The organism is Campylobacter sp. CS_NA3 (assembly GCF_027797495.1).
In the GTDB taxonomy this organism is placed as follows: Bacteria; Campylobacterota; Campylobacteria; order Campylobacterales; family Campylobacteraceae; genus Campylobacter_B.
On the sequence record NZ_CP115609.1, the window covers coordinates 146,897 to 160,833 of the forward strand.

General features: G+C 36.3%; 19 protein-coding genes. 18 read left to right on the plus strand and 1 reads right to left on the minus strand.

Going from position 1 to position 13,937, the window contains the following annotated elements:
• Positions 1-9 precede the first annotated feature (9 nt).
• The 15 genes from atpG to PF026_RS00830 all read left to right on the plus strand — a co-directional run bounded on the left by atpG (position 10) and on the right by PF026_RS00830 (position 11,475).
• Positions 10-906, plus strand: a complete 897-nt coding sequence (gene atpG, locus PF026_RS00760; RefSeq protein WP_270863131.1) for an ATP synthase F1 subunit gamma — start codon at positions 10-12, stop codon at positions 904-906.
• A 23-nt stretch (positions 907-929) separates the two neighbouring features.
• A complete protein-coding gene (gene atpD, locus PF026_RS00765; protein ID WP_270860190.1) occupies positions 930-2,327 on the plus strand; it encodes a F0F1 ATP synthase subunit beta in 1,398 nt (465 codons plus the stop codon).
• Positions 2,328-2,339: 12 nt separating this feature from the next.
• Positions 2,340-2,729 carry an ATP synthase F1 subunit epsilon gene (atpC, locus tag PF026_RS00770; RefSeq protein ID WP_270863132.1) on the plus strand — a complete coding sequence of 130 codons (390 nt, stop codon included), beginning with the start codon at positions 2,340-2,342 and terminating at the stop codon, positions 2,727-2,729.
• A gap of 3 nt (positions 2,730-2,732) precedes the next feature.
• Positions 2,733-3,335: a MotA/TolQ/ExbB proton channel family protein gene (locus PF026_RS00775; RefSeq protein ID WP_270863133.1), complete on the plus strand. Its 603-nt coding sequence runs from the start codon at positions 2,733-2,735 to the stop codon at positions 3,333-3,335.
• Complete coding sequence (locus PF026_RS00780) at positions 3,328-3,726, plus strand: ExbD/TolR family protein (protein ID WP_270863134.1); 399 nt, start codon at positions 3,328-3,330, stop codon at positions 3,724-3,726. The genes PF026_RS00775 and PF026_RS00780 overlap by 8 nt, the downstream gene beginning before the upstream one ends.
• Before the next feature lie 3 nt (positions 3,727-3,729).
• Positions 3,730-4,536, plus strand: coding sequence for a TonB C-terminal domain-containing protein (locus tag PF026_RS00785; protein WP_270863135.1), 807 nt, complete (start codon positions 3,730-3,732; stop codon positions 4,534-4,536).
• Between the two features lie 56 nt (positions 4,537-4,592).
• A complete protein-coding gene (tolB, locus tag PF026_RS00790; protein ID WP_270863136.1) occupies positions 4,593-5,834 on the plus strand; it encodes a Tol-Pal system protein TolB in 1,242 nt (413 codons plus the stop codon).
• Between the two features lie 54 nt (positions 5,835-5,888).
• The gene (locus tag PF026_RS00795; RefSeq protein ID WP_270863137.1) at positions 5,889-6,350 is read left to right on the plus strand and encodes an OmpA family protein; all 462 of its coding nucleotides are present in this window, start codon (positions 5,889-5,891) and stop codon (positions 6,348-6,350) included.
• A 1-nt stretch (position 6,351) separates the two neighbouring features.
• Complete coding sequence (locus PF026_RS00800; RefSeq protein ID WP_270863138.1) at positions 6,352-7,179, plus strand: tetratricopeptide repeat protein; 828 nt, start codon at positions 6,352-6,354, stop codon at positions 7,177-7,179.
• 50 nt (positions 7,180-7,229) lie between these two features.
• A complete protein-coding gene (locus PF026_RS00805) occupies positions 7,230-7,826 on the plus strand; it encodes an FKBP-type peptidyl-prolyl cis-trans isomerase (RefSeq protein WP_270863139.1) in 597 nt (198 codons plus the stop codon).
• A gap of 19 nt (positions 7,827-7,845) precedes the next feature.
• Entirely contained in the window at positions 7,846-8,775 is a 930-nt protein-coding gene (gene fabD / locus PF026_RS00810) for an ACP S-malonyltransferase (RefSeq protein ID WP_270863140.1), read from the plus strand.
• On the plus strand, positions 8,772-9,455 hold the full coding sequence (locus PF026_RS00815; RefSeq protein ID WP_270863141.1) for a 5'-methylthioadenosine/adenosylhomocysteine nucleosidase: 684 nt from the start codon (positions 8,772-8,774) through the stop codon (positions 9,453-9,455). Before fabD ends, PF026_RS00815 begins: the two co-directional genes overlap by 4 nt.
• The gene (locus PF026_RS00820) at positions 9,452-10,189 is read left to right on the plus strand and encodes a tRNA 2-thiocytidine biosynthesis TtcA family protein (protein ID WP_270863142.1); all 738 of its coding nucleotides are present in this window, start codon (positions 9,452-9,454) and stop codon (positions 10,187-10,189) included. The genes PF026_RS00815 and PF026_RS00820 overlap by 4 nt, the downstream gene beginning before the upstream one ends.
• Before the next feature lie 95 nt (positions 10,190-10,284).
• Positions 10,285-10,458: a hypothetical protein gene (locus tag PF026_RS00825; RefSeq protein ID WP_270860178.1), complete on the plus strand. Its 174-nt coding sequence runs from the start codon at positions 10,285-10,287 to the stop codon at positions 10,456-10,458.
• A gap of 144 nt (positions 10,459-10,602) precedes the next feature.
• Positions 10,603-11,475 carry a thiamine-phosphate kinase gene (locus PF026_RS00830; RefSeq protein WP_270863143.1) on the plus strand — a complete coding sequence of 291 codons (873 nt, stop codon included), beginning with the start codon at positions 10,603-10,605 and terminating at the stop codon, positions 11,473-11,475.
• Here PF026_RS00830 and recO read toward each other — a convergent pair.
• The gene (gene recO, locus PF026_RS00835; protein WP_270863144.1) at positions 11,472-12,086 is read right to left on the minus strand and encodes a recombination protein RecO; all 615 of its coding nucleotides are present in this window, start codon (positions 12,084-12,086) and stop codon (positions 11,472-11,474) included. The genes PF026_RS00830 and recO overlap by 4 nt on opposite strands.
• A gap of 127 nt (positions 12,087-12,213) precedes the next feature.
• Here recO and accD point away from each other — a divergent pair, with 127 nt between their 5' ends.
• From accD to dksA, 3 genes are read left to right on the plus strand one after another with little or no spacing between them, the layout of a single operon-like run.
• A complete protein-coding gene (gene accD / locus PF026_RS00840; protein WP_270860175.1) occupies positions 12,214-13,122 on the plus strand; it encodes an acetyl-CoA carboxylase, carboxyltransferase subunit beta in 909 nt (302 codons plus the stop codon).
• Positions 13,123-13,124: 2 nt separating this feature from the next.
• Positions 13,125-13,574, plus strand: coding sequence for a 23S rRNA (pseudouridine(1915)-N(3))-methyltransferase RlmH (locus PF026_RS00845; protein WP_270863447.1), 450 nt, complete (start codon positions 13,125-13,127; stop codon positions 13,572-13,574).
• 9 nt (positions 13,575-13,583) lie between these two features.
• Positions 13,584-13,934 (plus strand): RNA polymerase-binding protein DksA, encoded by a 351-nt coding sequence (gene dksA / locus PF026_RS00850; RefSeq protein WP_270860174.1) that lies wholly within the window; start codon positions 13,584-13,586, stop codon positions 13,932-13,934.
• The last annotated feature ends 3 nt before the right edge of the window (positions 13,935-13,937 follow it).

Genomic DNA, 13,937 nt, shown 5'->3' on the forward strand with positions numbered 1-13,937 from the left:
GGCTAAATTATGGCAAATTTGAAAGATATTAAGTTAAAAATTAAAAGCGTCAAAAACACTGAAAAAACCACAAAAGCGATGAAGCTTGTGTCTAATGTAAAGCTTAAAAAAGCAAAAGATGCAGCTGTTCAATCAAGCGCTTATGCGATTAAAATCAATGAGGTTTTAAGTGAGATTGCGGCTAAAATTTCTGATAATATCTCAGATGTGCAAAATAATAAAATTTTCGATACAAAAAAAGAAGCAAAAATAGTTGATATTATTTTTGTTACTGCCGATAAGGGACTTTGTGGCGGATTTAATATTCACACAATCAAAAAAATAAAAAGTTTGATTGAAACTTATAAAAGCAAAGGAATTAAAATTCGTTTGCGTGGTGTTGGCAAAAAAGGTATCGAATACTTTAATTTTCAAGGTATGGAGCTTTTAGAAAAGCATGTCGGCGTTAGCTCATCTCCTACCTATGAAAAAGCACAAAATATTATCAAATCAGCCGTTGATAGCTTTTTAGCCGGTGAAACCGACAAAGTTATTTTGGTTCATAACGGATACAAAAATATGATTTCGCAAGAAATTCGCGTTAGCGATATTGTTCCTATTGAACCGCCCGTTGTTGATGAAAAGCATTTAGCAAATTTAGGTTCTGCTGTTGAATTTGAACCTGATGAAAATGCAAAAGCATTATTAGATGAACTTGTCAAAAAGTATTTAGAATACAGCATGTATTACTCTTTGATAGATTCACTAGCTGCCGAACATAGTGCTAGAATGAACGCTATGGAAAATGCGACAAATAACGCAAAAGAGCGCGTTAGACAGCTGAATTTAGAGTATAACAAAGCAAGACAAAGTTCTATTACCACTGAGCTTATAGAAATCATCAGTGGCGTTGAATCAATGAAGTAAAGAAATAAGTGAAAGGAAAATAGATGAAAGGAATAATTTCACAAGTAATGGGTCCTGTTGTTGATGTGGATTTTAAAGATTATTTGCCACAAATCAACGAAGCCCTAGAAGTTAAATTTGATGTCGAAGGCGATGCTAGACGACTTGTGCTAGAAGTTGCAGGTCATCTTGGCGATAACCGCGTTAGAACGATTGCTATGGATATGAGCGATGGTTTGACAAGAGGCTTAGAAGTAGTTGCACTTGGTGCGCCTATTAGCGTTCCGGTTGGCGAAAAAGTTTTAGGTAGAATTTTTAATGTTACAGGCGATTTGATTGACGAAGGCGAAGAAGAAAATTTCGAAACTCGCTGGTCAATCCATAGAGATCCGCCAAGTTTTGAAAACCAAAGCACAAAAAGCGAAATTTTCGAAACTGGTATTAAAGTTGTTGATTTGCTAGCCCCTTATGCAAAAGGTGGAAAAGTTGGTCTATTTGGCGGTGCTGGTGTTGGTAAAACCGTTATTATTATGGAGCTAATCCACAATGTTGCTTTCAAACACAGCGGTTACTCTGTATTTGCGGGCGTTGGTGAGCGAACAAGAGAGGGAAACGACCTTTATAACGAAATGAAGGAATCGGGCGTTTTGGATAAAGTTGCCTTAACCTATGGTCAAATGAACGAACCACCGGGAGCAAGAAATAGAATTGCTTTGACAGGTCTTACAATGGCTGAGTATTTCCGTGATGAGCTAGGACTAGATGTTTTGATGTTTATCGATAACATTTTTAGATTTTCTCAATCGGGTTCAGAGATGTCAGCGCTTCTAGGACGAATTCCAAGTGCCGTTGGTTACCAACCGACTTTGGCAAGCGAAATGGGAAAACTTCAAGAGAGAATTACATCGACTAAAAAAGGCTCAATTACATCAGTTCAAGCTGTTTATGTTCCGGCTGATGACTTAACTGACCCTGCTCCTGCAACGGTTTTTGCTCACCTTGATGCTACAACTGTTCTAAACAGAGCGATTGCAGAAAAAGGAATTTACCCTGCGGTTGATCCACTTGATTCAACTTCAAGAATGCTTGATCCTCAAATCATCGGCGAAGAGCATTATAAAGTAGCGCGTGGCGTTCAAGCTGTGCTTCAAAAATACAAAGATTTGCAAGATATTATCGCGATTTTAGGTATGGACGAGCTTAGCGAAGAAGATAAACTTGTGGTTGAACGAGCTAGAAAAGTTGAAAAATACCTTTCACAACCTTTCTTCGTTGCCGAAGTTTTCACAGGAAGCCCGGGCAAATATATCAGCCTTGAAGAAACTATCGCAGGATTTAAAGGAATTTTAGAGGGTAAATATGATGATTTACCTGAAAATGCTTTCTATATGGTAGGAAATATTGACGAGGTAGTGGCAAAAGCCGAAAAAATGAAGGCTTAAAAGGAAAAAATAATGGAAAAATTATTTTTAGAAATCGTTACGCCTGAGGGAAAAGTTTTCTCTGGCGAAGTTAAATCTGTTCAACTACCCGGAAGCGAAGGCGAATTAGGCGTTTTACCACGCCACGCCGCACTTGTAACGCTTTTAAGATCCGGTGTAATTGAAATAGTAAATTTAAACGATAAAAAAGAATTAGTAGCGATAAACTGGGGCTATTTGAAAGTTGATGAAGAAAAAACAACCGTTTTAGCAGACGGCGCTGTTGTCGTAGGCGGCGATAGCGAAGGTGCTATTGCAAAATCACTTCAAAAAGCAAAAGATTTAGTAGCTTCTATGAGTAGTGAAACATCTGCTTATGCCGCAACTATCGCCAAAATCGACGATCACGCAAGGCAAAAATAGAGTATGATTGATATTATTCTTAGTTATTTTTCAAGAAGCACATTTATTACGATATTTGTGCTTTCTTGGTTATCTTTTTATTTCATATTGACTTTTACGATTTTGATTTCTAGGTTTGTAGGGCTTTCTTCTTGGCAAAAAAAAGAAGAAAAAGCCCTAGAATCTATGTTAATGGGCGCAAGAATTACGAACACAAATTCTATTTTAAAGAAAAGTGCAAGCGGTAAAATCACAAAAGAAAAACTTGCTATTTCTCAAAGTATGGCTGAAAGAGATTCTACAAGCGGGCTAACTTGGCTGTCTATCATCGCTTCAACTTCGCCTTTTATAGGCCTTTTTGGAACGGTTGTTAGCATACTTGATACCTTTTCGAAAATGGGCGGGGGAAACGCTAGTATCGCTACGATTGCACCAGCCATTAGCGAAGCTTTGGTTGCTACGGGAGCCGGAATTTTCGTTGCGATTCCTGCTTATACATTTCACTTGCTAATAAGACGAAAATCTTATGAGATTATGAGTATTATCGGTAGAACTGCCGAAATTTTACTATATATGTCAAATGAAAATTCGTCAAATTTAAGAGCGGAAATAAGAAACAATGTATGATTATGAAGAAAAACCCGAGCTAAATATCACGCCTTTGGTTGATATTATGCTCGTGTTGCTTGCTATTTTGATGGTTGCAACCCCCGCGATAATCTATGAAGAAAAAATTCAGCTTCCGGATGGTTCAAAAACGCAAACTTCGCAGACCACAAAAGAGCTGATGATAGTTCGTATAACCGAAGATAAGCAAATTCATATCGATCAAAGCAAAATGAGTTTTGGCGAATTTGCCGATAATCTACTTTTATTAGCAAATTCGGGCAAATATGACAAGGATAAGCCCGTTTTTATCCAAGCCGATAAAAAGCTACTTTATGATGATGTTATGTATGTTTTAAAAACTTTAAAACAAACTGGTTATTTAAAAGTAGCACTTCAAACGAACGGATAGGCTTTGCGAAGTAGTTCGTATGTCGGCGTGAAATACGACAATTTCACTTCGTTTTTAATCTCTCTTTTGATCTATTTTAGTGCGGCATTTTTGTTGCTTTTTAACGCTATTAAAGATCACGAATTATCTCTAAAATATACAGATGATCCAAATGCTTATATGGATGTTATTGTTGATTGGGATATTGACGATAGTGCGCCAAAAGCACCTGATTTAGCCAAAGAAGTTCCTGTCGAGCCTGTGGAAGAAAAACCAAAAGAGATAGAAAAAACGGAAGAGCCAAAGCCTGAGCCACTGCCTGAACCAAAACCGGTTGAAACTCCGATTGAAGAGCCAAAACCGATTGAAGAGCCAAAACCGATTGAAGAGCCAAAGCCTGAACCAAAACCAAATTTAAACGATCTTTTTGCCGATACCACAAAAGATAATAAAAAACTTCAAGAAAGCACAGAAAAAAAAGAAGAAAAACAAGAAAGCGGTTCTAAAAATGCCGTTCAAAAAGATGATAAAAAATCAGGTAAATCGCAAATGACAGGTAAATTTGACGCTTTTAAAGGTGGCGTAGAAAAGAAACTTAAAATTTTATGGAGCAGATATTCTGCAAAGTCAAACGATGATGCTTTGGTAAGTATTACTATCGATGCAAACGGCAAAGTTATTGATTATGAAATTTTAATGCTTTCGTATAGTAGTGAATTTAATCAAAAACTTAGAGATTTTATGAGTAGCCTTGATATGCATGATTTTCCAAAACCGCCTGACGGAAAACCTTTTAAATTTGATAAAATAAATTTAAAAGATAAAATTTAAATTTACTAAATTTATCTATAATACAAAGTTGATTTTTTAAAATTTAAGGAGTATTGATGAAAAAACTATTTTTAATTTTTGCATTTTGTGTTGGTTTGTTTGCAAATGACGCAACAATGACAATCGTAAATGAAGGCGTAAGTTTGCCAAAAATCGTAGTGCAAAACGCTTCGGAGTTGCCAAATTCTGAATTTAACAACAAATTTTTTAAACTTATGGTTGGGGATTTAAAGGTCGGCGCTGTTTTTGAAGTAAGTGATGATTATTTAGAAAGCTCTTATGATGGCGATTATACTACAAATTTAGGCGTAAGCGGTGCTCCTGCTTTGATCGTTCGCTATGCAGTTAGCCCTCAGGGCTCACCTATGAATTTAAAAGCCAAAGTTTTAGACGCAAGTAACGGCAAAGTGGTTTATGAGAACGAATTTAGCATAGCAAACGGCGAAACATATCCGTTTTTAGCACACATGGCGGTTTCTGAAATCGTTAAAAATTTGGGCTATTCAAATGTCGATTGGATGAGACAGATGATTTTGCTTTCTCGCTATACTTCGACAAAACAAAGCGAAATTCTGGTCGCTGATTATACGCTAACTTATCAAAAAGTCGTAGTTAGCGGTGGTCTAAACATTTTCCCAAAATGGGCAAATAAAAATCAAACCGAATTTTACTATACATATTATGTAAATAAAAATACTCCTGCGATTTTTAAATATAATCTTTCTAGCGGTGCAAAAACCAAAATTTTAACAGGACAAGGCATGACAATAGCAAGTGATGTTAGTAGCGACGGACGAAAACTTCTTATCACAAATGCGCCAAAAGATCAGCCTGATATTTTTCTTTATGACTTAGCAAGTGGCAATATGAAGCAAGTTACCGATTATCCGGGCATTGATGTAAATGGAAATTTTGTAGATAACGATAGCAGAGTGGTTTTTGTAAGCGATAGACTTGGTTATCCAAATATTTTCGCTCAAAGTCTTGGTGGCGGTAATGTCGAGCAAATGGTTTTTCAAGGGAAAAATAACAACTCGATTACGACAAACGGAAGTTATATAGCTTATTCTAGTCGTGACGGCGGCGGAAGCTTTAATATCTATATGATTTCAACGCAAACAGATTTAGTTCGCCAACTCACAGCAGACGGGAAAAATATGTTTCCTAGATTTTCGCATGACGGCGGAACTATAATGTTTATAAAAAGCGGTAGTGCAGTCGGCATTATAAGGGTAAATGAGAACAGAAGTTTTCAATTTCCGTTAAAAATCGGTCAAATTCAATCACTTGATTGGTAAAAAATCAAATTTTTTATGCTATAATGCAAAAAATCTTATTTGGAAGGTGGAAAAATGAAACATTTAGTTTTAACATCAGTTGCAGTTGCTGCTCTACTTTTGAGCGGTTGTTCTAAAAAAAATCCTGAAATGGACGGAAGCGCAATGGGAGAAAGCTCTTTGGCTTCAAGAATTCAAAGCGAAGTTAGCAATGTTTATTTTGATTATGACAAATTTAACATTAGAGCTGATCAACAAGGTTCAATCAACAACAACGCTGCATTATTCAACCAAGCAGGTGCAGAAGCTTTGACAATCAAAGTTGAAGGTAACTGCGACGAGTGGGGTAGCGATCAATACAACTATGCTCTTGGTCTAAAAAGAGCAAAAGCTGCAAAAGATGCTTTGGTTAAACAAGGCGTAAGTGCAGATAGAATTTCTGTTGTAAGCTATGGCGAAAGCAACCTTGTTTGCACAAGCAAAACAAAAGAGTGCGACGCTCAAAATAGACGCGACGAATTCAAAGTTGGATTCTAATTTGATTAATAAAAAATTTATAGTTGCGGCGCTTTTTAGTGTCGCAACTTTTTTAAATGCCGAAGTTTCGGTTTTTGATGCCGGAAATGTAAATTCTGAAAATCCTTATGGTCTAACAGAAAACGAGCAGTTTTTGCTAAAAAATAGACAACAAGCAGATAGTATTCAAATGAATCTTGATGACACAAAAGAAAATGTCGAAGGTCTTAGAACTGTCCTAGAAGGCACAAATGCTCAAATTTCAAAACTTGAAAATAGGGTGGCAGATTTAGAGATTAGAACAAGTGGCAAAGCTCGTGGTAGTAGCGAACTAGATCAGATGAAAAAAGATATAGCTTGGCTAAAATCTCAAATCAACGAAATCAATAAAAAACTAGGTAACGGCGGAAGCGTAAAAAAAAACAGTGAAGTAGGCGCACCTGCGAAAACTTCAAACGCAAATTCTGCAAATTCTAGTTCAAATTCGTTCAAAGACAAGGATTTATCTGCTATTTTAAAAGAAGCCGATGAACTATTTGCCAAAAAAGATTACACAAATGCAAAAGAACGCTATGAATTTTTGGTTTCAAAAGGTCATAAACCGGCGAAATCTAGCTTCATGGTTGGCGAGAGTTTGTATTTTCAAGGTAAATATGGCGAAGCTATAAATTCATACAAAAAAAGCATTTCTTATAACGAAAACGGCGATTATACGCCAAAACTACTTTATCACACAGCGATTAGCTTCGATAAAATCGGCGATAAAGACAGCGGAACTAAGTTTTATAACGCTTTAAAAGCTTCTTATCCTGATTCCGAAGAAGCAAAAGCATCACCTAATAGAAATTAAATTTTATTTATGCTAAAATCCCTAGTTTAATTTAAAATTAGGAGAAAACTATGGCACAAAATCGTGTTATCAAAATGTATTATGAGCTAAAAGACGCTAAAAACGGCGAAATTTTAGAATCAAATTTTAACGCAAATCCGATTGCGTTTTTAAGCGGAAAAAATCAAATTTTACAAAAACTTGAAGATGAAGTTTTAAATTTGGGCGAAGGCGAAAGCAAAATCATTAAAATTTTACCGCAAGACGGCGTTGGCGAATATGACGAAAACGCAGTTCAAACGCTTCCAAAAGAGCAGTTTGCAGGGATTGATTTGCAAATAGGAATGGAGCTTTTTGGCGAGGGCGAAGACGGCTCTGTTGCAAGAGTTATAGTTAAAGAGATTACCGATGAAACCGTGAGTGTGGATTTTAATCACCCTTATGCAGGAAAAGAACTTGAATTTAATGTAAAAATTGTAGAAAATAGAGAAGCGACAGAAGATGAAATTTTAATGGGCGCACCTGAGGGCGAACATAGTTGTTGTTGTGCTGGACACGGCGAAGAATACGAGTGTTGCGGTGGCGGACATCACCACGATGATCACGAGTGCTGTGGCGGACACGGACACGGCGAAGACGGCGGTTGTTGCGGCAAACACAATCACTAAAATTTAAAAGAGAAAAACGATGAAATACGCATTTATTTTCCCAGGTCAGGGTTCGCAAAGTGTCGGTATGGGCAAGGAATTTTATGAAAATTTTGCCAGTGCCAAAAAACTTTTAGACGAAGCTAGCGAATTGTGCGGAATTGATTTTAAAGAACTTTTATTTGAAGCCAATGATAAGCTTAATATGTCCGAATTTACGCAACCTGCGATTGTGTTAAATTCATTTATGGCTTATTTGGCGTTAAATGAAAAACTAAATTTAAAGCCTGAATTTGCATTAGGACACTCTCTTGGCGAATTTAGCGCACTTGGCGTAAGTGGCGGAATCGAATTTAAAGAAGCGATAAAAATCGTAAATTTGCGTGGCAAACTTATGCAAAAGGACTGCCTTGGCAAAAATGCTTCTATGATGGTTGTTTTGGGGCTTGATGATGAAAAAGTAGAGCAAATTTGTTCTAACGCTAGAAACCAAAATAAGCAGGTTTGGGCAGCAAACTACAACTGCGACGGACAGATTGTGGTCGCAGGAAATAAAGATGATTTGGCTAGTTTGGAGAGCGAATTTAAGGATAACGGCGCAAAAAGAGCGATGTTGCTTAATATGAGCGTGGCTAGCCACTGCCCGATTTTGGAAAATGCAAGTAATGAGCTAGTAGTGGCGTTGCAAGATAAGCTAAATGATAGCTTTTCAGCCGTCATTGCAAATGCGACGGCTAAGGTATATTCTAGCAAAAATGAAGCCCTAAATTTGCTAAAATCGCAACTTGTAAGTCCAGTTTTATACAAACAAAGCATAAAATCAGTTGAGAGCAAAGTTGATTGTTTTGTCGAATTTGGCGCGGCTGTGCTAAAAGGGATAAATAAAAAAATCACCGAAAAACCAACTTTTAGCATAACAAATTTATCAAGCCTTGATGAATTTATAAATTTCGCAAAGGAAAACGCTTGAAAATCGCAATTTTAGGTGCAATGCCAGAAGAAATCGAACCGCTTTTAAAAGAGTTAAATCCAAAAAAAATAGAATTTGCGAACAACAAATTCTATTTTGCAAATTTTGCAAACCACGAGCTAATCATCGCCTACTCAAAAATCGGCAAAGTAAATTCAGCCCTAACTGCCACGCTGATGATAGAAAAATTTGGTGCGCAAAAATTGCTTTTTACAGGCGTTGCAGGTGCATTAAAAAACGGCTTTAAAATCGGCGACTTGCTGTATGCGACAAAAGTCGTCCAACACGACCTTGATATAACGGCGTTTGGGCACCCTTATGGCTTCGTGCCCGAAAGTCCAATTTTTGTGGAAACTGATGAAAATTTAAATAAAATCGCTGTGGGGGTGGCAGCAAATTTAGGCATAAATTTAAAAAGCGGCATAGTTGCAAGCGGAGATCAATTTGTCTGCGATGAGAGTCGTAAAAGCTGGATAGAGCAGACATTTGACGCAAGTGCCGTTGAAATGGAAGGCGCAAGTGTGGCGCAAGTCTGCCATGCCCTGCACACGCCATTTTTCATGCTTAGAGCTATTAGCGATGAAGCAGGAAGCAAGGCTGAGTTTGATTTTGACGAATTTATGGTAAAAAGTGCAGAAATAAGCGCAAAATTTGCCCTAAAAATGGTTGAAAATCTGTGATAGAAATCAGCAAAAAACTTTTGCGCGTGGTGGGTCAAACCAACGCAAAATATAAAATGTTCGAAGAAGGAGATAAAATTTTACTAGCCCTAAGCGGGGGAAAAGATAGTATGATTTTATCTCACATTTTAAAGCATTTTTCAAGTGTTAGCCCATTAAACTGGGAGTTTCACACCGTGACCGTAAGCTATGGCATAGGCGAAAATTTCACAGAACTTAAAAAGCACTTCGCCACGCACGGTATCACGCACGATGTCATCGATACAAAAATTTTTGAATTTGGCAAAGAAAAAATTCGTGCAAACACCACATTTTGCAGTTTTTGTTCTCGTATGAGACGAGGTTATTTATACACTTATGCTCTTGAAAACGGCTTTAATAAAATCGCCATAGCGCACCATTTAGACGATGCTGCGGAGAGTTTTTTTATGAATTTGACCTATAACGGCGCTTTGCGAACACTAGCACCAAAATATACAGCCGAAAACGGCATTGTGATTATTCGTCCGATGATTTTAGCCAGAGAACGCCAAATTAGGGATTGTGCTATTAGAAATGAAGTGCCTATAATGAACGAAGAAGAAAGTTGTCCTGCTAAACAATACACAGGCAAAGAACCACGCGCCAGAGCCGAAACTAAGGCGATGTTAGCGAATTTAGAAAGAGAAAATCCAAAATTTTTTATATCACTTCAATCAGCATTTGAAAATATCCACAAAGATACATTTTTTTAAAAATTTACCAATTAAATTTGACCGATTTAAAAAATAACAATATAATACAAAATCGATTCGAAAAAGTCGATCGAAAATAAAAATAGGAGTTTTGCATGAAAACTAATGCACCTAGAATGATAACTTGGGTTATCGCGGCTGTCCTTTTGATAATCGGACTTGTTGGTCAATTGACAAACACTATTCCGTTAATCGATAAATATGCTTTTTGGTGGGCATTTTCAGGCGGTGCTTTAAGCCTTTTATCAAGTTTATTCAAAGGTCTTTAATCCTAATTTAGCGGTTTTTTAACCGCTAAAACTCTTTATAACAATACAAAATTATAAATTTTTTGAATATTAAATTAAAAGTACAAATGCGTATTTTAAATTTGATATAATTCTCGTAATTTTTTATAAATTCAGGGCAAAAAAATGGATAAAGAGAGTTTTGTGATTTCTAAATTTGAGAATTCTTTTAACGGCGATGACGGCGCAGTGGTCGGAAAATGGGTATTTAGCAAAGATTTATTTTGCGAAAATGTCCATTTTAGGCGTGATTATATGAGTTTGCGTGAGATTGCCGTAAAATCGATGCTTGTAAATATTTCTGATGCGATTGCAATGAACGCAAAGCCTAAATTTGCGCTTTTGGGACTTACTCTGCCAAAAAATATAAAAGAGAGCGAAATTTGCGAACTTACAAGCGGTTTTAATGATACTGCGCGTAAATTTGGTATCAAAATCATCGGCGGGGATACGATTTGCGGCGAAAAAATAGACATTAGCGTAACCATAATCTCAAAAACAAAAAAAGCAATTTTTAGAAAAGGTGCGAAAAATGGCGATTTTATCGCATTTACGGGGAAGCTTGGAAGCGTAAAAAAAGAATTTGAGTATTTAGAAAATTTACGCGAAAAAGGGCTTAAATTTGATGAAATCAGAAGTGAATTTGATAAAAAATTTGCAAATTCAAAGTTTATAAAACCAAATTTGCGTGGAGATTTTTTTTATAAAAGTGCCAAATTTATTCGCTCGGCGATGGATCTAAGCGACGGGCTTGGTGTGGATTTGGATAGATTTTTACGCATAAATGCTCTTGGAATTTCGTTTTTAAAGGAAATTTCCAAAGGCGAATTCGCAAGCGGCGAAGAGTATGAAATTTTGTTTGCATTTTCGCCGAAAAATAGGGATAAAATTTTAAAAATCGCAAAAAAATGTGGCGTTGAAATCACTATTTTTGGGCATTTAGAAAAATTAAACGAAAAAACGAAATTTATAAATTCGTTTAAAAATCACCATTTTTAAAACCCTTGCAAAACGATATTATATAGCGAATTTATCATCTCGTCGTCCAAATTTGTCGTTTTTTTGGTAGAGAAAAGCTCTTTGATTTGATTTAGGTTAAAGCCGTTTTGATTTACACAATACTCGTGTGCAGGCAAAAAGGCTCTGCCAAGAGCGATAAAATCAGTAATCTCATCGTCGCAAATAAAGCAAATTGGCTCACTATGGAGCCTACCTTCAAATTCCAAAATTTGCAGATAGCTTTCGATGATTATGCGTTTTGGATTTTGTTTGCCAAATTTAACGGCGGCGTTTTCAAGCAGGTTAAAATAGAATTTATCGATAAATTCGGCATCTTTTAAGTGCGCGTGAAAAAGTCTGATAAATTGCTGCCAAAAAAGCAGTTTTTCTCTTTGCGTAAGCCACTCAAAGCCTAAATGTAACGCACCTCTAAGTTGCGGCAAAAAATTCATACTAGAAATTAGTTCAAAATCTATTTTATAACCTTGCGTGATATTTGAATGCCTTGCCCCATAAAAACGATACGCTTTAACCAAGCTTTCTCGCGTCAAAATATCGACTATGCAGTCCTCTTCTTTGACTTTTGTAATCTTTAAAATATAACCTTGCATTTGTGGATTTTACTAAATTTGAGTTTTACAATAGATAAAATTTGCTAAATTTTTACCAAAAATAAAATTTTATAAGGAAAAATAAGTTATAATCACAAGATTTACAAATATATTAAAAGGAAAAAATATGAATTTCGGTGATATTTTTTCAAAAATGCGACGCAAACAAGCAGATCCTAGCGAAGCACCTACGCATTGGGTGAAATGTCAGGGTTGTAACGCGCTTATGTATTATAAAGAAGTAGAATCGTGTTGCGAAGTATGCCCAAAATGTGGCTATCATATGCGAATTTTACCTATGGAAAGAATAAAATTAATTTGCGACGAAAATAGCTTTATTGAAGAAGATAATGCACTTGAACCGATAGATCCACTAAAATTTGTCGATAAAAAATCATATAAAAAGCGAATTTTAGAAGGCGAAGAAAAAACAGGCACTAAAAGTGCCGTCGTGGCAGGCGAGGGTAAAATAGACGGAAAAAGCGTCCAACTTGTGGTTTTTGATTTTCGTTTTATGGGCGGAAGTTTAGGCTCAGTCGAGGGCGAAAAAATAGTTAGAGCTGCAAACAGAGCTATAGAAAAAAAAGAACCTTTGATAATCATTAGCGCAAGTGGTGGTGCAAGAATGCAAGAAAGCACATTTTCGTTAATGCAAATGAGCAAAACAAGCGCAGCGATGAAAATGTTGGCAAATGCAAAAATTCCTTACATTTCGATTTTAACTGATCCGACTATGGGCGGTGTTTCTGCTTCGTTTGCGTGGCTTGGCGATATAATCATCGCTGAACCGGGCGCTTTAATCGGCTTTGCAGGGCAAAGAGTCATCAAACAAACCATCGGGGCTGATTTACCAGAAGGCTTTCAAACGGCTGAGTTTTTGCTAGAACATGGACTAATAGATGCTATCGTTCCACGAAGCGAACACAAAAAGTTTTTAAGCAATATGATAACCTATCTAACGCACAATGACAAAGTAAATATTGGCGAAGTAGGGGACGACATTATCAGCGAAGATTTGGAAGAAAAGGAAGAGTAGTGGTGCAAATTTTTGTAAATTCTATACAAAAAACGGCTGAATTTAAAGACGAAATAAACGAATATATAAAAATGTCTAGCAAATTTGCTGTTATAAAAGATGAAATTTACTTTAATTCTAGTGTCGCAAAAGCCCAAACGGCTTCAAGAGAACAGGCGTTAAAAGCCTATGATGAAATTTATGAAAATAAAGCGAAAGGATATTGCATAGCGCTCGATGAAAAGGGCGTTATGTGCGATAGCTTTGAATTTGCGAATTTGCTAAAATCAAATTCGCAAATTTCGTTTTTTATCGGCGGGGCGTATGGGCTAAGTGAAAATTTTAAGGCAAAAATGGATAAGGTTGTAAGTCTTACAAGGCTTACATTAGCACATAAAGTCGCAAAACTGGTGCTTTTTGAGCAAATTTTTCGTGCTTTGTGTATTAATGCAAGTCATCCATATCACAAATAAAGGAAGAAAATGAAAAAAAACGAGTTGAAATTTTTTAAGAAGCTTTTAGAAGAGAGAAAAGAGCAAATCATTAAAAATATAAATAAATCTGCTGATGAAATCGCAGAACTTCGCTCGAATGGCGCTGTTGATGATTTTGATGTGGCTAGTGTAAATACCGATTCAAATTTAGAATATGCCATTAGCTTAAAACAACGCATTGAATTTCAAAAGATTGAAAAAGCTTTGAAAAAAATAGAAAACGGAAATTATGGAATTTGCGAAGAGTGCGAAGAACAGATAAATTTAGAACGCCTAAAAGCAAAACCGCACGCTAGTCTTTGTATCTCATGCAGGGAAATTTCTGAAAAACGACAATAATTT

Bases quoted from the DNA above. Each gene is read 5' to 3' on its own strand.
- atpG (WP_270863131.1), top strand. From the start codon at position 10: ATGGCAAATTTGAAAGATATTAAGTTAAAAATTAAAAGCGTCAAAAAC.
- atpD (WP_270860190.1), top strand. From the start codon at position 930: ATGAAAGGAATAATTTCACAAGTAATGGGTCCTGTTGTTGATGTGGAT.
- atpC (WP_270863132.1), top strand. From the start codon at position 2,340: ATGGAAAAATTATTTTTAGAAATCGTTACGCCTGAGGGAAAAGTTTTC.
- PF026_RS00775 (WP_270863133.1), top strand. From the start codon at position 2,733: ATGATTGATATTATTCTTAGTTATTTTTCAAGAAGCACATTTATTACG.
- PF026_RS00780 (WP_270863134.1), top strand. From the start codon at position 3,328: ATGTATGATTATGAAGAAAAACCCGAGCTAAATATCACGCCTTTGGTT.
- tolB (WP_270863136.1), top strand. From the start codon at position 4,593: ATGAAAAAACTATTTTTAATTTTTGCATTTTGTGTTGGTTTGTTTGCA.
- PF026_RS00795 (WP_270863137.1), top strand. From the start codon at position 5,889: ATGAAACATTTAGTTTTAACATCAGTTGCAGTTGCTGCTCTACTTTTG.
- PF026_RS00805 (WP_270863139.1), top strand. From the start codon at position 7,230: ATGGCACAAAATCGTGTTATCAAAATGTATTATGAGCTAAAAGACGCT.
- fabD (WP_270863140.1), top strand. From the start codon at position 7,846: ATGAAATACGCATTTATTTTCCCAGGTCAGGGTTCGCAAAGTGTCGGT.
- PF026_RS00825 (WP_270860178.1), top strand. From the start codon at position 10,285: ATGAAAACTAATGCACCTAGAATGATAACTTGGGTTATCGCGGCTGTC.
- PF026_RS00830 (WP_270863143.1), top strand. From the start codon at position 10,603: ATGGATAAAGAGAGTTTTGTGATTTCTAAATTTGAGAATTCTTTTAAC.
- recO (WP_270863144.1), bottom strand. From the start codon at position 12,086: ATGCAAGGTTATATTTTAAAGATTACAAAAGTCAAAGAAGAGGACTGC.
- accD (WP_270860175.1), top strand. From the start codon at position 12,214: ATGAATTTCGGTGATATTTTTTCAAAAATGCGACGCAAACAAGCAGAT.
- dksA (WP_270860174.1), top strand. From the start codon at position 13,584: ATGAAAAAAAACGAGTTGAAATTTTTTAAGAAGCTTTTAGAAGAGAGA.